The 21,328-nt window shown below is 40.4% G+C and carries 23 protein-coding genes and 1 pseudogene; 12 read left to right on the top strand and 12 right to left on the bottom strand.

Annotated features, from left to right (window positions below):
• Positions 1–127: 127 nt before the first annotated feature.
• Genes CVS89_RS06525 through CVS89_RS06540 form a run of 4 tightly spaced genes read left to right on the top strand, consistent with a single transcriptional unit; the run spans position 128 to position 3,768 of the window.
• Entirely contained in the window at positions 128–1,246 is a 1,119-nt protein-coding gene (locus tag CVS89_RS06525; protein ID WP_107847712.1) for a bifunctional 2-C-methyl-D-erythritol 4-phosphate cytidylyltransferase/2-C-methyl-D-erythritol 2,4-cyclodiphosphate synthase, read from the top strand.
• Positions 1,243–2,133 carry a response regulator gene (locus CVS89_RS06530; protein ID WP_107847711.1) on the top strand — a complete coding sequence of 297 codons (891 nt, stop codon included), beginning with the start codon at positions 1,243–1,245 and terminating at the stop codon, positions 2,131–2,133. The genes CVS89_RS06525 and CVS89_RS06530 overlap by 4 nt, the downstream gene beginning before the upstream one ends.
• Positions 2,111–3,292: a sulfate adenylyltransferase gene (locus tag CVS89_RS06535; protein ID WP_103596762.1), complete on the top strand. Its 1,182-nt coding sequence runs from the start codon at positions 2,111–2,113 to the stop codon at positions 3,290–3,292. Before CVS89_RS06530 ends, CVS89_RS06535 begins: the two co-directional genes overlap by 23 nt.
• Positions 3,293–3,300: 8 nt before the next feature.
• Positions 3,301–3,768 (top strand): phosphatidylglycerophosphatase A family protein, encoded by a 468-nt coding sequence (locus CVS89_RS06540; RefSeq protein ID WP_103601499.1) that lies wholly within the window; start codon positions 3,301–3,303, stop codon positions 3,766–3,768.
• Between the two features lie 53 nt (positions 3,769–3,821).
• On the opposite strand, the gene CVS89_RS06545 is transcribed toward CVS89_RS06540, so the two are convergent.
• From CVS89_RS06545 to CVS89_RS06555, 3 genes are read right to left on the bottom strand one after another with little or no spacing between them, the layout of a single operon-like run.
• Complete coding sequence (locus tag CVS89_RS06545; protein ID WP_021084467.1) at positions 3,822–4,283, bottom strand: hypothetical protein; 462 nt, start codon at positions 4,281–4,283, stop codon at positions 3,822–3,824.
• A gap of 47 nt (positions 4,284–4,330) precedes the next feature.
• Complete coding sequence (gene hemH / locus CVS89_RS06550) at positions 4,331–5,284, bottom strand: ferrochelatase (protein ID WP_107847710.1); 954 nt, start codon at positions 5,282–5,284, stop codon at positions 4,331–4,333.
• The gene (locus CVS89_RS06555; RefSeq protein ID WP_107847709.1) at positions 5,284–6,153 is read right to left on the bottom strand and encodes a Gfo/Idh/MocA family protein; all 870 of its coding nucleotides are present in this window, start codon (positions 6,151–6,153) and stop codon (positions 5,284–5,286) included. Before CVS89_RS06555 ends, hemH begins: the two co-directional genes overlap by 1 nt.
• A gap of 167 nt (positions 6,154–6,320) precedes the next feature.
• Between CVS89_RS06555 and alaS the strand changes: the two genes are divergently transcribed.
• From alaS to CVS89_RS10150, 8 genes and pseudogenes are all read left to right on the top strand, one after another.
• Positions 6,321–8,879 (top strand): alanine--tRNA ligase, encoded by a 2,559-nt coding sequence (gene alaS / locus CVS89_RS06560; RefSeq protein ID WP_107847708.1) that lies wholly within the window; start codon positions 6,321–6,323, stop codon positions 8,877–8,879.
• Positions 8,876–9,373: a 3-isopropylmalate dehydratase gene (locus CVS89_RS06565; protein WP_107847707.1), complete on the top strand. Its 498-nt coding sequence runs from the start codon at positions 8,876–8,878 to the stop codon at positions 9,371–9,373. The genes alaS and CVS89_RS06565 overlap by 4 nt, the downstream gene beginning before the upstream one ends.
• Positions 9,373–9,915, top strand: coding sequence for a septum formation inhibitor Maf (maf, locus tag CVS89_RS06570; protein ID WP_107847706.1), 543 nt, complete (start codon positions 9,373–9,375; stop codon positions 9,913–9,915). Before CVS89_RS06565 ends, maf begins: the two co-directional genes overlap by 1 nt.
• Complete coding sequence (locus CVS89_RS06575) at positions 9,912–11,840, top strand: transglycosylase domain-containing protein (RefSeq protein ID WP_021087919.1); 1,929 nt, start codon at positions 9,912–9,914, stop codon at positions 11,838–11,840. The genes maf and CVS89_RS06575 overlap by 4 nt, the downstream gene beginning before the upstream one ends.
• Positions 11,841–11,848: 8 nt before the next feature.
• On the top strand, positions 11,849–12,163 hold the full coding sequence (locus CVS89_RS06580; RefSeq protein WP_107847705.1) for a helix-hairpin-helix domain-containing protein: 315 nt from the start codon (positions 11,849–11,851) through the stop codon (positions 12,161–12,163).
• A gap of 191 nt (positions 12,164–12,354) precedes the next feature.
• Positions 12,355–12,793 (top strand): annotated as a pseudogene (locus CVS89_RS10030) (phosphoethanolamine transferase domain-containing protein).
• Entirely contained in the window at positions 12,753–13,142 is a 390-nt protein-coding gene (locus CVS89_RS10145; protein ID WP_265094328.1) for a sulfatase-like hydrolase/transferase, read from the top strand. Before CVS89_RS10030 ends, CVS89_RS10145 begins: the two are co-directional and overlap by 41 nt.
• Positions 13,123–13,716, top strand: a complete 594-nt coding sequence (locus CVS89_RS10150) for a phosphoethanolamine transferase (RefSeq protein ID WP_265094329.1) — start codon at positions 13,123–13,125, stop codon at positions 13,714–13,716. Before CVS89_RS10145 ends, CVS89_RS10150 begins: the two co-directional genes overlap by 20 nt.
• A 41-nt stretch (positions 13,717–13,757) precedes the next feature.
• Here CVS89_RS10150 and glyS read toward each other — a convergent pair whose 3' ends face one another.
• The 9 genes from glyS to CVS89_RS06630 form a co-directional block, all read right to left on the bottom strand.
• Complete coding sequence (gene glyS / locus CVS89_RS06590; protein WP_107847704.1) at positions 13,758–15,776, bottom strand: glycine--tRNA ligase subunit beta; 2,019 nt, start codon at positions 15,774–15,776, stop codon at positions 13,758–13,760.
• Complete coding sequence (locus tag CVS89_RS06595) at positions 15,773–15,925, bottom strand: hypothetical protein (protein WP_162141601.1); 153 nt, start codon at positions 15,923–15,925, stop codon at positions 15,773–15,775. Before CVS89_RS06595 ends, glyS begins: the two co-directional genes overlap by 4 nt.
• 3 nt (positions 15,926–15,928) lie before the next feature.
• Positions 15,929–17,311, bottom strand: coding sequence for an endonuclease/exonuclease/phosphatase family protein (locus CVS89_RS06600; RefSeq protein WP_107847703.1), 1,383 nt, complete (start codon positions 17,309–17,311; stop codon positions 15,929–15,931).
• Positions 17,308–17,787, bottom strand: a complete 480-nt coding sequence (locus tag CVS89_RS06605) for a tRNA (cytidine(34)-2'-O)-methyltransferase (RefSeq protein ID WP_012139996.1) — start codon at positions 17,785–17,787, stop codon at positions 17,308–17,310. Before CVS89_RS06605 ends, CVS89_RS06600 begins: the two co-directional genes overlap by 4 nt.
• A 74-nt stretch (positions 17,788–17,861) precedes the next feature.
• A complete protein-coding gene (locus CVS89_RS06610; RefSeq protein ID WP_107847702.1) occupies positions 17,862–19,034 on the bottom strand; it encodes a CCA tRNA nucleotidyltransferase in 1,173 nt (390 codons plus the stop codon).
• Entirely contained in the window at positions 18,994–19,434 is a 441-nt protein-coding gene (locus CVS89_RS06615) for a CiaD-like domain-containing protein (RefSeq protein WP_196088133.1), read from the bottom strand. The genes CVS89_RS06610 and CVS89_RS06615 overlap by 41 nt, the downstream gene beginning before the upstream one ends.
• A complete protein-coding gene (locus CVS89_RS06620) occupies positions 19,416–19,661 on the bottom strand; it encodes a hypothetical protein (protein ID WP_002941772.1) in 246 nt (81 codons plus the stop codon). Before CVS89_RS06620 ends, CVS89_RS06615 begins: the two co-directional genes overlap by 19 nt.
• Entirely contained in the window at positions 19,658–20,725 is a 1,068-nt protein-coding gene (gene leuB / locus CVS89_RS06625; protein WP_107847700.1) for a 3-isopropylmalate dehydrogenase, read from the bottom strand. Before leuB ends, CVS89_RS06620 begins: the two co-directional genes overlap by 4 nt.
• A gap of 9 nt (positions 20,726–20,734) precedes the next feature.
• Complete coding sequence (locus tag CVS89_RS06630; protein WP_021092243.1) at positions 20,735–21,220, bottom strand: 3-isopropylmalate dehydratase small subunit; 486 nt, start codon at positions 21,218–21,220, stop codon at positions 20,735–20,737.
• Positions 21,221–21,328 lie beyond the last annotated feature (108 nt).

Raw genomic sequence — 21,328 nt, forward strand, 5'->3', positions numbered from 1 at the left:
AAAAAGCTAATTTTAGTCCTTTTTATATTTGAACTAACTAAATAAATCTAAATTTCTACTCTTTTTTAAAAAGATTTTTTCAAGTTTTAGAATGTATAATTCCGTAACAATCTTCAAAGGAGCTACCTTGCTTGATATCTCACTTATAATGCTAGGAGCAGGAAATTCCAGTCGTTTTGAGCTACCTGTAAAGAAGCAATGGCTTCGTATAGGTAGCGACCCACTTTGGCTATTTGCCACTAAAAATTTGAGTAACTTTTACACATTTAAAGAGATCATCGTCGTTAGTAAAGAGTGCAAATATATGTCTAAATTTGCTCCAAATTATAAATTTGTTGATGGCGGCGAGACAAGGCAAGATAGTCTAAAAAATGCACTTGAGCTAGTAAGTAGCGAATTTGTCCTAGTTAGCGACATCGCGCGCCCTTGCATATCAAGCGAGCTCTTTCACAAGATCATCGAGGCGGCCGCTCAGGCTGACTGCGTGGTGCCTGCGCTAAAGATCGCAGACACTGCCTATCTTGGCGAAAATGCGATCGATAGAGAAAAGGTAAAACTTATCCAAACGCCGCAGCTCTCGCGCACAGCACTTCTTAAAAAAGCTCTTAGTAGCGGTGAAATTTACACAGATGATAGCTCGGCTATGAGAGCTATAGGCGCAAGCGTTTGGCACATTTTGGGCGATGAGATGGCTAGAAAGATCACTTTTAAAGAGGACCTAGCTAAAATTTCAGCCCTAAAAGCACCAGAAAATGAGCTCTTTGTAGGTAGCGGCTTTGACGTGCATGAGTTTGAAAAGGGGCGTCCGCTTGTGCTTTGTGGCGAAAAGATCGACTATGAGTTTGGGCTAAAGGCTCACAGCGACGGCGATGTGGCACTTCATGCGCTAACAGACGCTATCTTGGGAGCTGCTGGGCTTGGCGACATAGGCGAACTATTTCCTGATACGGACGATAAATTTAAAGATATTAGCTCTATTTATCTGCTACAAGAAGCCTACAAAAGGGTGCAAAGCGTGGGCTTTGTGCTAACAAACGCTGATATCACGATAATGGCGCAAAAGCCAAAAATCTCAAGGCTAAAATCAAAAATGGAGGCAAACATCGCTCAGGCTCTAAATTTAAGCCAGAGCCGCATAAATGTAAAGGCGACAACAACTGAAGGGCTTGGCTTTGTCGGCAGATGCGAGGGGATCGCTGTCATGGCAAGTGCTAGCCTTAAATTTTACAACTGGACACAAATATGAAAATTTTAATAGTAGAAAACGAAATTTACCTAGCTGGCTCGATGGCTAGCAAGCTAGCTGACTTTGGCTACGACTGCGAGATCGCAAAGAGCGTAAAAGAGGCTTTGAAATTTGAAAATTTTGACGTAGTGTTACTTTCTACCACACTCCCTGGGCAGGACTTCTACCCAGTCATAGAGAAATTTAAAAGCTCTATCATCATCTTACTCATCGCCTATATCAACAGCGACACCGTGATAAAGCCGATACAAGCGGGCGCGGTTGATTACATACAAAAGCCATTTATGATAGAAGAGCTTGTTAGAAAGATAAGGCATTTTGAAGAGTTTAGAGGCTTTAAAAACGAGATCAAAAACTACGAAAACTATATAAATTTCGCCCTAAAAGACTATGAAATACCTTGTTTTGAAGCTAAAAAGATCAAATTTCCACTTCTTTTAAAATCAAGCAAAAATGGCTACAGCGATAAATTTATCTTTAACTATGTAAAGGCAAACAAAACGCCATTTTTGTTTTTAGGTAAAGCCTGTTTTAGCGAGCTTGAAAAAGCACTTGTTCAAAGTGGCGACGAGCTAATATACATCACAAATCTTGAAGAGCTAAAAGATGATGAAAAAGAGAAAATTTTAGAGCTTTGCAAAAAGAAAAAAGTGGCTATACAAACTAGCGATTTTGCGCAAAGTGCGCCATTTGAGGAGCTTGAACTCTCCGTCCGAGATAAAAACTTTGACATCGGCGAGATCGTCACGATCGATGAATATATAAAATATATCATCATTAATTATCAAGATAAATTCCCCGACACTGAGCTTAGCAAAAAGCTTGGAATTTCTAGAAAATCACTTTGGGAAAAGAGAAAGAAATATGACGTCAGCAAGAAAAAATAGTGAAATTTCTATAAACACCGAAGTTTATGGCGCCTTAGAGCTTATCAAAAACAAAATTCTCTCAAATTTTAGCGCCCTGATGGACGACGAGCAGATCAAAGAGGTGGCAAAAAAGGGCTACTTTAACGGCGAGCCGATGCCCTACTCTTTTGGCTTTGCTCCATTTGGCGAGGTCAATCAAAATATCGCTAGCAAGCTGCATGCTGGACAAAGAGTAAATTTAAATATGGACGGCAAGATCGTTGGGCATATCGACGTGGCAAAGGTCTTTAAATTTGACGAGAGCATGCGAGCTAAAAATATATTTTTAGCAAATGAATCAAACAGCGAAATGTCACTAAATTTAGGCAAATACGGCATAAGTGGCGAATTTGAGCTATATGATGAGAGCCTGCAAATAAGCAAAGATGCGCTAAATGAGCTAATAAAAGAGAGTGGCGCCAAGAAGATAACGGCTGTTTTTTTAACGGCTGATCCATTTAACCGCGCGCATGAACGCCTAGTTAGGATGACTATCGACAAGGCCGATCTCGTGGTCGTTTTTCTAATAAGAACGCGCGAAGAGAGGCACATCGACTACGAGATCAGAAAGCAGGTGCTTGACTTTTTTAACCAAAACTATCTGCCAACAAAAAAGGTCTTTGTCTTTGCACTGAAAAACACAACCCTTTTTAGCTCGCACGCCAACCCAACGCTTGAGTGCATCGCAGCTTCAAGACTTGGTGCAAACAAGCTAGTCATCGGACAAAACCACTCTGGCATTGGCATGTTTTTTGATCACAACGAAGTTCATACGATACTTGACATCTACAAAAACGATCTAAATTTAGACGTGATCGTCCTGCCAGAGCTCGTTTATTGCAATAAGTGCAAGACGCTAGTTAGCACAAAAAGCTGCCCGCACGGACAGCACCACCAGATCAAATACCACCCAGACGTGATCAAGGAGTTGCTATTTAATGGCATCATGCCACCAGCTATACTAGTAAGGCCTGAAATTTCAGCGCTCATCTTAAGCAAGCTCTATGTAAATCGCTTCAAAGATATACAAAAGCTCTGCGACGATCTCTTTGTAAATTCTGGACTGCTTGAAAACAAGACCGACCGCGACTTTTACGAGGAACTCATGAAGCTCTACCAAACATCATCACTCACTTAAGGAAATTTATGCAAAAGCTATTTTTGACATTTTTTGGATTTGGACTTTTACCAAAGGCGCCTGGCACTTGGGGCTCGGTGGCTGGGGCTGTGGTGGCTTATTTTGTGCTATATTTTTTCTCATCTACCACGCTTTTGCTAGCTAGCATTTTGTTATTTTTGGTGAGCATCAGTGTCATTGATGATTTTGAAAAAAAGGTAAATTCGCACGACGAGAGTTTTATCGTGATCGACGAAGTTGCTGGCGTTTGGCTCGCTATAGCCATTAGCGGAGCGACTATCTCTCAGCTAGTTCTCTCACTCGTGCTTTTTAGAGTGCTTGATATCAAAAAACCATCGATCATTGGCAGGATCGACCGCAACGTAAAGGGCGGGCTTGGCGTCATGGGCGATGATATGGTTGCTGGATTTTTCGCTGGCATTATTAGCGCGATGATATATGGCGTGGCTATGAAATTTGGCGTAGTTTTGCCATAAATTTGAGCTAAATTTTATTTTTTGGATCTAGGCAAGCGGCCTAGATCCAGAATTTATGCAAGTCCAAGTTCATTTAAGACAGAGCTTAAATTTACAGAATTATTTGTATTTTTGCCAAGGCTATTTTGCTTTTCAAGCAGTGTTTGGCTCGTAAGTGCCATGTTTAGCTCTTTGCGGTAGTCACTTAAAATTTTATCCATGATTTTAAGTAGCTCATTTTTTTGATCCTGCGTTTTGGTCGGATCATTTATGCTTAAAAGCTCAGTTAGCTCCTCTTTTTTCTGAGCTATTTTCTCTTCTATTTTGTTTGAATTTAGCTCATTTATAAAGCCAGCAGCACCGATTTCTGTAAGCCTTTTCTTAAACTGTTCAAGCTTGTCTGAAACCTTTGCCTCGCTTGTGATCTTATCAAGCGTTAGACTTAAAATTTCATCAAAACTATTTTTTTTATCTTTAGCTTTGCTTGAGCCTGACTGCAACAAATAATCGATAATATCGTTATTTTGAACCTTCATACATCTCCTTTTAAATTTGAGATGCTTTTTATAAGCAAGATTTATTCCTAAAGGCTAAATTCTCTAGTGTTTTTTGACTTTTCTAGGATAAAACTAGCAAATTCATCACTAAAATTTGGACACTCCACCACTTTATAAAAGCTAAAATTTAGCTCTTTTGCAAGCTTGGCATACTCGATAACTAGCTCAAAAATAGTCTCAGAATTATCTATACAAAAAGATAGCGGATAGATAAGCACTTTTTTATTTTCGCACTTTGCCAAAGCCTCATTTAGAGATGGCTCTAACCATTTAATTGGGCCAAGGCGTGACTGATAAGCAAGGCTCACATCTTTAAAATTTAGCCCCTGCTCTTTTAGCATTTTGCCTAAAATTTGCACATGCTCGTTTATGTGTTTTTCGTAGATATCACCTTTTTCAATGATCTTGCGAGGCAAAGAGTGAGCTGAAAAGATGAGGCTAATATCGCTTGTATCAATATCTTTTATCGCTTCGCGGATGTGAGAGATAATGATCTTATTGTAAGCGTCATCATCATAAAATGGCTCACAAAGTGAAATTTTAGCTTTTATATTAAGCTCCTCTTTTGCCTTTTTAAAATCAGCTAAGCTTGAAGTTATCGTAGTTTGTGAGTGATGAGGGTAGAGCGGTAAAAGCACTATCTCATCAAAATCTTCATACTTTTTAAGCACATCTTTTACAAATGGCGAAGTGTAGTTCATCGCAAAATCAACCGCGTCAAATTCGCTTTTAAGGCTTGAAATTTTCTCACAAAGCCTAGCTGTAAGCTCGCAAAGTGGCGACTTTCCGCCTATTTGCTCGTAGTTGTGCTTCGCAGTTTTTAGTCTGCCTTTTGTGATCATGAAAGCTACAAATTTTCTTAAAAATTTATTTTTTATACTCAAAATATATGGGTCATTAAACATATTTGTTAAAAAAATTTCGACATCATCTAGGCTGTTTGCACCGCCCATATTTAAAAGCAAAAGAGCTTTTTTCATCAAAAGAGCTCTTTAATCTTTATAGCATCATCGATGTTTGAAAGTTCACTACTCTCGCCACTTTGGCAAAGATCATAAAAGGCCTCGTATTGTGCTTTTATCTCATTATTTAAAGAGTCGGTCTTTAAATTCATCTGACCATTTTCACTTACTCTGTGAAGTTTGTAATCAATCAAATCTCCAAAATAAACACCATCTTTTGCATTTACTTCTATTTTAAAACGCTCCAAAGAACCGCAAAATGAGTCAGTAATGTTAACTAAAATTTGATTTTTCATTTTAAGACTAATGCCAACGTTATCGCTTAACCTCTTATTTGTCTTGTTTGTTTGAGTATAAAAAAAGTCACAAATTTCACTGCCAGCTAAATTTTTAGCAAGATCAATGTCGCAAAGAGAGAGTTCATTTATAATATTTCCTTCACAAAGTGGCTTAAAATGAGCAATTGAGATGCTATAAATTTCTTCTTCTCTTAAAAGCGCTTTTTTTAGTGAAAAGACAGTTGGATTAAAACGCTCATCAACCCCAGTACAAACCCTTGCCTTATTTACACCTGCTGCGTATTTTATCTCTTTTAGCTCACTTACACTTTTAAATATTGGTCTTGAAATTAATATATTTTGACAGTATTTTACACACTGACAAAAAGCTTCAATCATCTCATGCTGTGGCAAACAAAGTACAACTGCCTGAGGCTGTGCATTCTCTATAAATTCTTTAAAATCATCAAAAAATGGAGCCCTGCAAGCATCGTCTCTATTTTCTCTATCAAAAACTCCACAAACTTCAAATTTGTCAGAACGCCTAAGTTCCATATAGTGTCTCTTACCGACTAAATTATATCCGACAATACCAATTTTGAGTTTCACTAAAAACCTTTTATTTGTAAAATTTTAATTATTTTATTTACAAATCGCTTTTAAACAAATAAATTTATCAAATATCTTAAGAAAATATTAATTTTATATATTTTTATAAATTTACAAACGAATTTTGGCTAAAATCAAGCAAAATTTTAAAGACTACAAGGACAAAAATGCAAAATTTAGATATAAGAAAGGCATATCTTGATTTTTTCAAATCAAAAGGTCACGAAGTCGTAGCTTCTGCACCACTCGTGCCAAACGATGCAACACTACTTTTTACAAATGCTGGCATGGTGCCGTTTAAGAGCATTTTTACTGGCGAAGTGCCACGCCCAACGCCACCTATCCGCACAAGCTGTCAGACCTGCATAAGAGCTGGAGGCAAGCACAACGACCTTGATAACGTCGGCTACACAGCGCGTCACCACACATTTTTTGAGATGCTTGGTAACTTTAGCTTTGGCGAATACTTCAAAAAAGAGGCGATCGCTTATGCTTGGGAATTTGTCACAGAGGTGCTAAAACTACCAAAAGATAAGCTTTATGTAACCGTTCACGAAAGCGACGATGAGGCGTTTGAAATTTGGAGCACTCACATCGCAAAAGAGAGAATTTACCGCTTTGGCGACCATGATAACTTCTGGCAAATGGGCGACACTGGACCATGCGGCCCTTGCAGTGAAATTTTTTACGATCAAGGCGCTGAGCACTTTAACACACCAGAAGATTACATGGGCGGCGATGGAGATAGATTTTTAGAGATCTGGAACCTTGTTTTCATGCAGTATGAAAGAAGCGCGGATGGCAAACTAAGCCCACTACCAAAGCCAAGCATCGATACTGGCATGGGACTTGAGCGCGTTACAGCTATCTTGCAGGGTAAATTTAGCAACTACGACAGCACACTTTTTATGCCGCTAATTAGCGAAGTGGCAAAGCTTTGCGGCAAGCCATACGTCTATGAGAGTGGCGCTAGCTACCGCGTCATAAGCGATCACATCCGCTCGGTCACATTTTTGCTAGCTCAAGGCACAACATTTGACAAAGAAGGCCGTGGCTACGTGCTTCGCCGTATCTTACGCCGTGCGATCCGACATGGATACTTACTAGGCATAAAAGAGCCATTTATGTATAAGCTTGTCGATAAAGTTTGCGAGCTTATGGGCGGACACTACACCTATCTAAACGATAAAAAAGCGGCTGTAAAAGAGCAGATCAAGCTTGAAGAAGAGAGATTTTTAGCGACTATCGCAAGCGGACTTGAACTATTTGAGAGTGAGCTTAAAAATACAAAAGAAATTTTTAGCGGAGAGGCTGCGTTTAAGCTCTATGATACATTTGGCTTCCCACTTGATCTAACGGCTGATATGCTTAGAGAAAAGGGCTTAAAGGTCGATGAGGCAAGGTTTGATGAGCTTATGAGCGAGCAAAAAGCACGTGCAAAAGCTGCTTGGAAAGGCAGTGGCGACAAGAGTGCGAAGGGCGATTTTAAAGAGCTACTTGAGAAATTTGGCGAGAATAAATTTATTGGCTACGAAGAGCTTAAGAGTAAAAGTAAAATTCTAGCCTTGCTTGATGAGGAATTTAAAAATGTAGATAGCCTAGATGCTGGCAAAGAGGGCTGGGTGATGTTTGATGTCACTCCATTTTACGCTCAAAGTGGCGGCCAGTGCGGCGACAGCGGTAAGATAGCAGGTAAAGCAAATGTGCTTGATACGCAAAAATTCCACGGGCTAAATTTATCTTTAGTAAAAACTAGCGCGGCACTAAAAGTTGGCGACGAAGTAGAGCTTGAAGTGGGCAGTGATAGAGCGGAGACTGCGCGACATCACAGCGCTACACACTTGCTTCACGCAGCCCTTAGAAGCGTGCTTGGCACACACATTGCTCAAGCTGGCTCAAACGTCGAGGCAGATAGACTAAGGTTTGACTTCTCTCATCCAAAGGCGCTTACTGGCGAAGAAATTTCAAAGGTCGAAAACCTTGTAAATGAGTGGATATTAACTGGTGCAAATGCAAAAACGCAGGTTATGGAGCTTGAAGAGGCTAAAAAAAGCGGAGCGATCGCGTTATTTAACGAAAAATATGCCGACAAAGTAAGGGTTGTGAGCTTTGGCGATGTCAGCAAAGAGCTTTGCGGCGGCACACACGTGAAAAATATAGATGAGATCGGCTCATTTTTCATCACAAAAGAGAGTGGCGTAAGTGCTGGCGTTAGGCGTATAGAGGCTGTTTGTTCAAGAGCTGCGCTAAATTTAGCAAGGTCATTTAGAGCTGAGCTTGAAGAGCTAAAAGATGAGTTAAAGAGCACAGAGCCACTAAATGCCGTTAAAAAGCTAAAAGGCGAGATAAAAGGCTTAAAAGATAAGCTAAAAAACGCTAAAAGCTCTGAAGAGCTAGCCTTTATAAATGTAAATGATACCAAGCTTTGCGTAGCAAGCATCGATGGTGGTGACATAAAAACTTTGATAGATGAGTTTAAAAATGGGCACGAAAAAGCTGCTATTTTACTGATCCAAACAGATGAAGATGGTAAAATTTCTCTTGCAGCTGGCGTGAAAAATGCTCCACTAAAAGCTGGCGCTTGGGTTAAATTTGCAGCGCAAATTCTAGGCGGCAATGGCGGTGGAAAAGACGACTTTGCAACAGCTGGCGGCAAAAACGCTCTAGCTATCGAAGACGCCATAAAAAGCTCACTTGAGTATGCAAGGCAAGCTTTAGAAAAATGATTCATCAAGAGATCGCTTTTTTTAAATTTGATCAACTAATCATCTTCTTGCACATTAGTTTCGTAGCTCTTTTTATAGGGCTACAAGCTGGTTTGGTGCTTGCTGGAAGCTATTTTATAAAAAATAAATTTGAAGATAAAGAGCGCTATCACATCTTGCTTCACATCATAAGACGCTTTGGACTAGCCATCTTTGCGCTAGTTCTTGGCATCGCGCTAACTAGCCTGATAATGATCTTTTACTTTGATGATGGCAAAATGCAAAACCCGATGGCAAGTGCCATAGTAGCGACCAAATGGGCGATAGAGATATTTTTACTCTTAAATTTAAGCTATATCTTTTATAGATACAAAAAGGCTTTAAAAACTCTAAGATCGCACGAGATGATCGAGCTAAACGAAAGCCTAATCGTCATCATCTACTACTTCACGCCTCTAAATTTACTAGCCTCGCTTGCGGCTGTCTATCTTGGCGTGAGCTATAGGAGCTTTTGATGATCACTCTTGCTTCTAGCTCGCCAACAAGGGCAAATTTACTAAAAAATGCTGGGATAGAATTTAAACAAATTTCTTGCAGCTTTGATGAGAGCATGATAGCAAAGAGCCTAAGACCAGAAATTTACGTCCAAAACGTCGTAAAAACTAAAAAAGAGCAGTTTTTAAGGGCAAATGGCAAGCTTTTAAATTTACTCTTTGCAGATAGCTGCGTGGCTTGTGGGGATAAAATTTTAGGCAAGGCAAATGACAAAAACGAAGCACTTGCTATGCTAAATTTACAAAGTGGCAATGAGTGTAGCGTCTATACGGCGATGATATTTTTAGGCGAATTTGAGCTTATAAATGTGAGTAAGACTACATATAAATTTGATAAATTTAGCGAGCAAGAGCTAAAAAGCTACCTAGAAAGTGGCGAGTGGCAAGGCAAGGCTGGAGCCATGACGATAGAAAATTTTAATAAAAAATACATCACCTCCCAGCACGGCGAGACGAGCACGGCAATGGGGCTAAATTTAAAAATATTAAAGGCATTTTTATGAAATATATCTTGGCATTTATCTTCGTAGTTGCCATCGCACTTGGCGGAGCGTTTTTATACTTTTATTCGCAGGTGAGATTTGACGCTTATACCATCATCGACTACAAGCCAAAGCTTGCGACACAAATTTTTGATAGAAACAACGAGCTCATCGCAAATATCTTTGAAGAAAATAGAATTTACGTAAAATATAACGACATCCCGCCACGTGTCATCGAAGCACTCGTGGCTATCGAGGATACGAGCTACTTTGAGCATGGCGGTATCAACGTAGAAGCCATGGCAAGAGCAGCGATAAAGGACATCAAAGCTAGAAAGCTAGTCGAGGGCGCATCTACGCTAACTCAGCAGCTCATAAAAAACCTAGCCCTAAGCCGCGAAAAGAAATTTACAAGAAAGATAAAAGAGGTTGTGCTCGCTATGAAGCTTGAAAGCGAGCTTAGCAAAGAGGACATCATCGAAAGATACCTAAATCACGTATATTTCGGCCACGGCTACTATGGCATCAAAACGGCTGCAGAGGGCTACTTTAGAAAAGAGCTAAATGAGCTAAGCATAAAAGAGATAGCGATGCTAGTTGGCATGCCAAAAGCGCCAAGTACTTATGATCCTACAAAGCACCTCGACCTCTCGCTTAGCCGTGCAAACAGGGTTCTTGAGAGGATGTATAGCATCGGCTGGATAAACGAGGATGAGTACCGCAAGGGCGTGCTTGAAGAACCAGCAGTTTTTGACGATACGCTCACAAGAAATAAAGCTCCTTACGTGGTCGATGAGATCATAAAAGAGGCTTCAAAGAAATTTGACGATATAAAAACTGGCGGTTACAAGATACAAAGCACCGTCGATCTAAACGTGCAAAAGATCGCTCAAGACGCTCTAGTATATGGTTACAATGAAATTTTAAAAAGAGATAAAAAGGCAAATCCAGAGATGCTAAATGGCGCTATCGTCGTCACTCATCCACAAAGCGGTCAAATTTTAGCTCTAATTGGCGGCATCGACTACGCAAAAAGTAGCTACAACAGAGCGACACAAAGCAAGCGCCAGCCAGGATCAAGCTTTAAGCCATTTATCTATCAAATAGCCCTTGATAGCGGCTACTCGGTCGTCTCTCAGGTAGCTGATATCGCTAGGACGTTTGACATGGGCAATGGCAAAGAGTGGACGCCAAAGAACTATAGCGGTGGCTTTCAAGGCTACATCACGATAAAATCAGCCTTAACCCAGTCTCGCAACCTCGCAACCATAAATTTACTAAACGATCTTGGTCTTAGCTCGGTTCGCAAACAGCTTACAGATATGGGCTTTAACGACATCCCTGAAAATTTATCAATCGCACTTGGTAGCTTTGGAATTTCGCCACTTGACTTTGCGAAATTTTACTCGATGTTTCCAAACGATGGCGAAGTGGTCGAGCCTACGCTCATCAAGCATATAGAAAATAGCTTTGGCGCGTCGATGGACTATGAGCCTCAAAAGAAGCAGGTGCTAAAACCTGAGCAGGCATTTTTGATGACTACCTTGCTTCAAAATGTCGTAAACAACGGTACCGGACGCAACGCAAAGGTAAATGGCATCCAGATCGCTGGCAAGACTGGTACGACAAATAACAACATCGATGCTTGGTTTTGCGGCTACTCACCTGATATCGAGGCCATCATCTGGTACGGAAACGACGATAACAGCCCTATGAAAAAGGTCGAGGGTGGTGGCAGGACAGCTGCACCTGTCTTTAAGAAATTTATGGAGGGCTACATCAAGCTCTACCCTACTCTAAGACGCGCGTTTGAGCAGCCTGATGGCGTCTATAAAGGATACTACAACGGCGCTGATGAGTACTACACAAACGACTCGCCGTTGCCGCAAAATACGCCAACAAATGACATCATTCAAGATCAAGAAAACGATGGATTATTATTTTAGGAGATAAGATGAAAAGATTAAAAATTTTACTTTGCCTAGCGCTTGCAAGCCTTGCGTATGGCGCTGATCTAAACACAGCTAGCAAGAGTGAGCTAATGAGCCTTGGGCTAAACAAAAGCCAGGCACTAAACGTCATAAAGTATAGAAAAGCTCATAAATTTACAAGTGTTGAGGAGCTTGAGAAGGTTCAAGGCATCGGCTTTAACGACATGCAAAAGGTCAAAGAAAAGCTTAGTGTAAAAGATAGCCAAAAGGCGAAAAAGACTGAGCCTGAAAAGAAGTCAAAAAACAAGAAACTAAAAAGCAAGAAAAAGAAAAAATAGTTTTTCTCTTCTAAATTTCTAGCCATTTACTTTTTGGCTCTATCATTACACCCCTGAAAGAAGGTGGCTAGAAATGCTAAACATCGACAAAATAAGACATATAAGCTTTTTGTAATTTTTAATTTTATTTGTAGCTTATATGTTTTTCATAAACTACATATGCTCTTTGCTGGAGTTTTTGCATTTTGCTTGTGCCATTTTTGCTAAAACCTCTTGCTATCTTTTTCATCATGATTAGCAGCATCTCTGCTTACTTTATGCAAGCTTACGGCGTCATTATAGATAAAGGCATGCTATTAAACGTCTTGCACACTGACACAAGAGAGGCATTTAGCTATTTTAGTTCTTTGGCTTATTTTTGTAACCATCTTGCCTTGCGTATATGTAGCGCTTGTAAAGATTAGCTATGAAGGTTTTAAAAGTGCGCTTAGATCAAGGTTAAAAATGGCCCTTAGCACTTTGGCAAGTGCGGCTATAATCTTTACTCTCATGTCTAAAATTTTTATACCATTTTTTAAAGAGCCACAACGCCTCAAGCGTTTTACTCCCATACTACCCCATCTACTCTGGCATAAGATTAGCAAAGTCTTTGGCACAAAAACCGCTCCCTTTTACCTACGTGGCAGATGACGCAACTCTTACTAACGACAAAAAGAAAATTTTAGTTTTGATAGTAGGTGAGACACAAAGGAGCAAAAACTACTCGCTAAATGGCTACGCTAAAAACGATACAAACAAATTTACTAAACAAAAAGATGTGGTAAGTTTTACAAATTTTTACTCATGCGGGACTGCCACAGAGACTAGCGTGCCTTGTCTATTTTCAGACTTAAAGCGAGAAAATTTTAGCAACCACGAGGCTAAGGCTCGTGAAAATTTAGTTGATATCATCAATAAACTTGGTATAAAAACATACTTTTTTGACAACAATAGTGGCGGCTGCGAAAAAAATAGGAGTAGTGGTTTGCGACAATCTTGATCAAAAACACACTTCAGAGCACAGAGCAGCTGGCTTTGATGAAGTGATATTTGATGAGGCAAAAAAGGTCATAAAAGATGCAAATTCCACTACATTTATCGTGCTACATTTGCAAGGCTCACATGGCCCTATCTACTACAAAGGCTACCCAAGTAAATTTAAAGAATTCACACCAACATGCGACACTGTTGAGCTAAACAAATGCACGCCAGATGAGATAGCAAACACCTATGACAACACCATTTTATATGAGGACTATCTGCAAAGCGAGCTGATAAACGCCCTTGAAGCAAGAAAAGATAAATTTGAAGTTGCCATGTTCTTTTTCTCAGATCACGGAGAGAGCCTAGGCGAAAATGGCATATATTTACATGGCCTGCCTTACTCTATCGCTCCAGATGAGCAAAAACACATCCCAGCCATCATCTTTTCAAGCGATAGCGAGCTTTTAAAAAGACTAAAAGCTAGAAAAGACGAAACTCTTTCGCATGATTTTATCTTTAGCTCAGTTCTTGGATATTTTGGGGTAAAAACTAAGGCTTACGAGCCAGAATTTGATATCTTTAGGGAGTAAATTTAAAGCCAGCCTAGGCAAAGCCCGAAGCTGGCGCAAATTTAAAAGCTGATCTCTTTTATATCAGCTACTTTTAGTATCTCGCTATAAATTTGACCGATGATTGCGACGCGGTTATTTCGCACTTTCTCGTTTTCAACATTTATCATAACTTTGTCAAAAAACTCATCTATCTGCGGTTTTAGAGCAAATAGTGCTTTTAGTCTTGGCTCGTACGCTAAGCTCTTATCGACTGCTTTAAATGCGTCATTTAAGGCCTTTTCAGCATCTATCTCAAAGAGATTCTCATCGACCTTGCTGAATTTATCATCTTTTATGATGTTTGCAAGGCGCTTAAATGTCGAGAAATTCTCTCTAAAATTTGGCTCGCTTGAAATTTTAGCAAGTGCTTCTATCATCTTAGTTAGCTCCAAGATGTCCTTTTCTCCGCTTTTTATGCAAGCTTTTACGATAGAAGCATTTGCATCAAAGAAGGTGTAGAGCCTATCAAGGATGAAATTTATAAGCACTTCAACGTCAAATTTCTTATAATCTTTTGCGATATCTTCTAAAATTTCTTTTACGTTAAATTTCAGATTATGCGCCAAAACGATCTTTATCACGCCATTTGCTGCGCGTCTTAGAGCGTATGGGTCCTTGGTACCGCTTGGGATTTTGCCGATGCTAAAGAGCCCCATTAGTGTATCAAGCTTATTTGAAAGCGCAACAACCGAGCTAAAGACCTTGCTTGGGCACTGCGCCTCCTCGCCGTCTGGCAGATACTGCTCTTTTATAGCCAAAACGACGTTTTCGTCCTCGTTTTTGGCCTTTGCGTAGTAAGCACCCATGACGCCTTGAAGCTCGGTAAATTCATAAACCATCTGCGTTGTAAGATCGGCCTTGCTTAGCATCACAGCTCGCTCTAGCTTAGCCCCGTACTCGCCAGCTTCTTTTTTAAGTAGCTCATCATAGTTGCTAGCTAGTTTTTTAGCCACCTTTAGCTCTCTAAGCTCTTTTTCATAGATGCTTCCAAGCTCTTTTAGGTAGGTTATATTTTTTAGTTTTTCTGGGCTAAATTCGGCCTTAAGGTCGCTTTGCCAAAAGAACATCGCGTCACTTAGCCTTGCTCTTAGCACCTTTTCGTTACCTTTGATGATGAGCGAATAGTCCTGTGTGATGGCGTTGCTAACAACAACGAAGCCATTTGCGAGCTTGCCATCCTTAAAAACTGGGAAATAGCGCTGATTTTCTTTCATCGATGTGATGATGACCTCGCTTGGCACCTCCAAAAACTCCTCTTCAAACGAGCCAAGAAGCGCTGTTGGATACTCAGTGATCGCCACGACTTCAGCTAGCAAGTCTTTATCTATCTCTATCTTTAGTCCGCTTTTTTGACTGATCTTTTCAAACTCATCAAGGATTATTTTCTCTCTCTCGTCCGCTTCAAGCACGACGCCACGGCTCTTTGAGCCTTCAAAATACTCTTTTATATTTGAAATTTTTATCTTGTCATAGCTGATGCTTCTGTGAGGATAGGTAGAGTTGCTGCTCTCTACGCCAAATTTGTTAAATTTAATGACCTCATCACCAAGCAAGCACAAAAACGATCTTATCGGGCGGATAAACTCAAATTCGCCGTTGCCCCAGCGCATAGACTTGCCAAAGCTAAGACTCTTTAAAAACTCCTCGACCATGTCGCCCATTATCTTATCAACCGGCTCACCCTTCACCTCTTTTTCGTGATAAAGCACCTCTTTGCCGTCTATCTCTTTAAATTTAAGCTCGCTCTCGCTTATGCCACATTTATTTGCAAAGCTAAGCGCTGCCTTTGTAAAAGCTCCGTCTTTTAGCGCTACTTGCTTTGGCGCGCCAACGAAGCTAGCCACGCTATCTGGCTGAGCTTGCGGGAATTTCTCATGGAAAAAGACCAAACGGCGCGGCGTGTAGTAAAATTTAAACTCGCTTTTGATGTTATATTTTTCAAGCACAGCCTGCCATTTAGCGTTGATGTTTGGCAGCTCCCTTAAAAATGGTATCGCTGGGAGCTCCTCGACTCCGATCTCTAGTAACAACTCTTTCATATCTCACTCTTTTTATTAAAATTTTCTCTTTTTTCTCTTATCATCTCTCTTGCTCTCTCCTTCTCTTGCGCCTGCAAAATGACGCCTCTTATCATAAATATCACAAACAAGACAAACGCTGCGATCATAAAAATATCTAAAATTTGCACCATCTACTCCACAACGATCTCTTTTTCGTTTTTATAAATTTTCACCCTCGCCCGCTCAAAGCTATACTCGCCATCTTTTAGCCTTTTTTTGCTATAAACTCTGATCTTGCCATGCGGCGTATGCAAGTAGCCACTCTCTAGCTTGCCTGAAATTTTAGCGATCACATCGCCACTTCTTGCAATGCTTAGCTTTGAGCTATCAAGTAAATTTTCACTCACTTCTTTTGTGCCATGCTCATTTATGATCTCATAAGAGCTCACTTCAAGCGCCTCTTTGTAAAATTTCACTCGCCTAATCAAAATGTCAAGCTCATCGCCCACACCGACGCTATTTTTAGGATCATAAACGTAAATTCCACGGCGATTTTTTGAGATGATAAAGCCATGCTTATCTTTTAAGATGACAACAGCTTTTTCAACTAACGCTGGCACATCCTCAGGATGCTCAAAAAGTGTCTCTATGTCAGTTTTTTTATAGTTTTGATCTTCTACTTTTTTAGCTTCTTTTTTTAAATTTTCATTTGATTTAGCAGGACTTGGTTTGGTTGAGATTTTAAATTTAAGTGCAAAGTGGTCTGAGTAAAGATCGCTCTTTGCAAAGCCATGCTCATCAAGCACAAAGCTTGGCTTAAAGACCTCAAAACTGCCATCAATGTAGCTTAGATCGCCATTTGCCATAAAGCTAGGCGATAGCAAAACGTGATCAATAGCTCGCTTTTTGCCATGGACTGCATGGGAGTATCTATCTTTTGGGGCTAAAAAGCTATAAAGATCGTAAAATCCACGAGTTGCAATGATATCGTTTAAGATGGATTTTTGCCCATAAGGTGAGTTAAAATCACCTAAAACTATGGCATTTTGATCGTTACCAAGAGCAGCTCTTAGCGTTCTTTCGGCCTTTTTTTGCATATTTATGCCGTTTTTATAAGCTGGGAAGTGATTAACAAAAACGCTAAATTTCTTACCCTCCACCTCAAAAACGACCTTTAAAATGTTTCTAGTTTTTACATTTGGCACTTCGAAAATTTCACTGCCACTTGGCTTTATCTTTGATATGAGAGCTAGCCCGACTGGAGAGCTTTTTGCCTTGCTAAAGGCTATAAATTTATACTCGCTGCCATCAACCAAAGCCCTTAAAACCTGCTCGTTTTCAACCTCTTCAAGTGCGATGATGTCGGTATTTATAGCGTCTATGACCTGCCTTGTTCTTTTTAGTTTTGAGCTAGCCGCCTCACAGTCCCACTTTGAAGTGTTAGATTTAAAGTCAGGATATTCGCTGCCATCGTCTTTGCAGTCAAATAAATTTTGCACGTTATAAGTTGCAATGCTTATCTCGCTAGCAAACGCCATCAAAACGGCAAAAACTAATGCAAAGAGCGCTCTCAAACCTCGCTCCTAAAGTCAAATTTAGAGATGTTTTGCCTGATCGCCTCATACGCGATGATGCCAGCGCTCATGGCTAAATTTAAACTCCTGCCCTCTTTTCCCATCGGGATCGTTATGGCATTTTTAAAATTTATATCCATAAATTCTCTTGGCAGCCCAGTGCTCTCTCCGCCAAAAAATATAAAATCTCCTGGCTCAAATTTAGCGTCGTAATAAAGTCTGTTTGTCTTGGTTGTAGCAAAGAAAAATCGCTCTTTGTGGCTTAAATTTGCCTCCAAAAATTCATCTAGGCTCTCCCAAATTTTTGGATCTAAAATTTTCCAATAATCAAGTCCAGCGCGTCTAACAGCCTTTTCGCTCAGGTCAAACACGGTTGGCTTAACGATGTGCAGCTTTAAATTTGCATTTACGCACATTCTGCCGATAGCTCCGGTGTTTTGCGGTATCTGAGGATGGACTAGGACTATGTTAAACATAAGTTTTTCTTGCCTTAAAAAGTGTTATAAACTGGCTCATTTTAGCCAAAATGGGCTTTTAAGAGTTTTAAAGATTAAGATTTTCTAAATTTGCGCTCTCTAAGATAGCTTGAAATTTCGAGCTCCTGTCTGCGTTTTATCTCAGCTGCTATCATCTCGTTTTTAAAGCCAGCCGCCAAGATCTCTCTCACATCGATCTTTGCGTCAAATTTACTCTCATAGACCCCAAGCTCTTTTGCACGCTCTATGCGCTCTTTATTGTAAGCTCCAAGCCACGATTTTATAGGCATATTTAGAGCAATTTTTAGTAGCTCTCTATCACTTGGCATAGCTTTAAAAAATGGCTCTTTTAAGATAGAAAAGTAGCTCTTTGGCAGGCGCATTTTTTCTAAAATTTCTTTTGCGTCAAGCTCAAATTTACCAAAAAGCATATATAAAAATAGCCTCTCATCATCCACGAAATTTCTAGCGCTCTTTAGCTCAGCCAAAAACTCATCATTTTCACAAATTTGCACGCCAAAAATTTCTTTAAAAAGTGAAAGTTTAAAAAGATAAAACGCCCCTTTTTCAAGATGCTCTGAGCGAAAAAATTTAATGAGCTCGGTATTTATCCTATCTTTGCTTAGATGCGCTAGATCAAGCGTCTTCATAAGCTCTAGCGTATCATCAGCTATGCTAAAATCAAGCCTAGCGCTAAACTGCACGCCACGTAGCACCCTTAGCGGATCTTCTTTAAATTTCTCACTATCGATGTGTCTTAGTGTCTTGCTTTCAAGGTCCTTTTTGCCGCCATGAAAGTCTAAAATTTCGCCGTTAAAGATATTCATCATCATGGCATTTACCGTAAAATCACGCCTTAGACTTGCAAGGCTTGGATCATTTATGTAGCTTACGGCAAAGTCTTTGTGCGAATTTCCAGTCTTGCTCTCACTTCGTGGCAGTCCAAGATCGTAATTTTTGTATTTGTAGATAAAGTAGCTTTTGCCAACACCACTAGCTCTTATGCCAGCCATCAGTTCGTCAAATTTAGCGGGCTTTATGTCATAGACTTCGATGTCATAATCATAAATTTCTCGCCCCAAAAGCGCATCTCTCACGCAGCCACCTACTAGATAGACGCGCTTGCTAAAAGGAGCAAATAGCGATCTAAAGAAGTCTAGTTCGCTATTTTTGTAAATGCTTGTACCAGTTTTTGCCTCAAATTTATTATTTTGAGAGATTTTGTAGTCTATTTTCGATGTTTGCAAGGGTAAATTCTAAAAATTTAGTCGTTAGCTCGAGCCTTTGGTTAAGGTCTTGCTCACTAGTTTGTTTAAGCCCTTCAAAAAGCACCTCTATGCGTTCAGCAAGGTTTGCTAAGAAAATTTCCTCCTCACTTATCTCCCTGTTCTTTGGCGAAATTTGCGCCACCTTTGGCTCTGGCTCGATTTGCGCGCTTTGAGCACTTGGCACACTTGCCTCTACTTTTGGCTCTTCAAGCGCTTGCTCATCAGCAGTTTCTATTGCTAAAAGCTCTTTTTTTAAATTTTCTCTTTCAAGCTCTTCTTGCTTTTTGTTTTGCAGTGCCTCTATCTTCTCAAGCTCGGCGCTAACCTCACTAATGGCCATCCTAGCGATATCATCAAGCTTCATAATCTTATCAACCACCTTTTAAATTCATTTATCTCTTCGTCACTTTTCATCCTGATAAAAAACTCTTTCATCTGCTCATTTTTTATCACGCGCTCTTTGCGAAGTCCGCTCAGGCGGTTTATCGCGCTAAGGGCGTCCTTGTTTGATGGGTCTTGTTTTAAGATGTTCTTGTAAATTTCAAGCGCATCGTCTTTTAGCCCTTGCGCCTCATAGATCAGTGCTTCTGTGATCGTGTTTTTCATTTTTTGATAAATCCTGCTATCACGTCGCCTATCTCGCTTGTTGAGCAAATTTCAACTGCGTTAAAAGCGGCGATATCTTTTGTTCTATATCCCTTTGCAAGAGCTGTTTTTACGGCATTTTCTATCGCATTTGCAGCCTCGCTCTCGCCAAAAGCGTATCTTAGCATCATCGCTGCACTTAAAATGGTCGCGATCGGATTTGCTATGCCCTGCCCTGCGATGTCTGGAGCTGAGCCGTGGATAGGCTCATAAATTCCCACTTTGCCGCCCATGCTAGCACTTGGCAAAAGTCCTATCGAGCCACAAACCATACTCGCCTCATCACTTAAAATGTCGCCAAATAAATTTTCAGTCAGTATGACGTCAAAATTTGCTGGCGCTCTTACTAGCTGCATCGCTGCGTTATCTACATACATAAAGCTAAGCTCTACTTCAGGATAGCCCTTTGCCACTTCGCTAGTCACCTCGCGCCAAAGCTGACTTGTCTCAAGCACATTTGCCTTATCGACCATGCAGACCTTTTTCTTGCGAAGCATAGCCGTCTCAAAGGCGATCTTTGCGATGCGCTCGATCTCAAATTTAGTATAAACCATCGTATTAAATGCTCTATCTTCGCCTTTTTCACGTGGCTGTCCAAAATAAAGCCCCCCAGTTAGCTCGCGAACCACGACAAAATCAACGCCCTTTAAAACCTCTGGCTTTAGCGTGCTAGCATTCACTAGCTCGTCAAAGATGATAGCTGGGCGTAAATTTGCATAAGCTTCTAGCTCTTTTCTGATCTTTAAAAGCCCGCTCTCTGGCCTTAGGTGTCTTGGCAGGCTGTCCCATTTCTCGCCACCGATCGCACCAAAAAGCACTGCGTCGCTACTAAGTGCCGAGCTTAGCGTCTCATCTGGTAATGGCTCGCCAAAAACGTCGTAGGCTGCGCCGCCCATAAGCTTGTAGTCATACTCAAATTTGATACCAAACTCGGCACTTACGACGTCTAAAACCTTTATCGCCTCGTCGATGATCTCAGGGCCGATGCCATCGCCTTTTATAACGCAAATTTTATAGTTTTTCATCGCCGCTCCTTAGTTCATCTTCGCTTTTGCGTACTCTATAAGGCCACCAGCGTTTAAAAGCTCCTGCATAAATGGCGGGATAGCGTTAAATTTATACTCTTTTTTTGTGCTTTCATCTACGATGACGCCGTTATCTACGTCGATCTTTAGCGTGTCGCCCTCGTTTATCTCATCAGTTTCTTTTATCTCAAGTATCAAAAGCCCTGTGTTAAAGCTATTTCTATAAAAAATCCTCGCAAAGCTCTTAGCCACAACAGCTGCTATGCCAGCCTCTTTTAGCGCTAACGGGGCGTGCTCTCTTGAGCTTCCGCAGCCAAAATTTTCGCCAGCCACGATGATGTCGCCTTTTGCTATTTTTGAGCTAAATTTAGGATCGGCGTCTTCCATGATGTGTTTTGCTAGTTCTTTTTCGTCTGAAGTGTTTAAATATCTTGCGGCGATGATGATGTCAGTGTCGATGTTATCGCCAAATTTCCAAACTTTGCCTTGTTTCATTTTTAACCTTTAGTTTTGTAAATTTGGGCTGATTTTAACCAAAAGAAGCTAAATAAATAATCAAAAGCGCTCTTGCAAGCTAAATTTAGCGGCATTTAAACCGCTAAA

It is taken from the genome of Campylobacter concisus, from assembly GCF_003048615.2.
Lineage (GTDB): Bacteria > Campylobacterota > Campylobacteria > Campylobacterales > Campylobacteraceae > Campylobacter_A > Campylobacter_A concisus_C.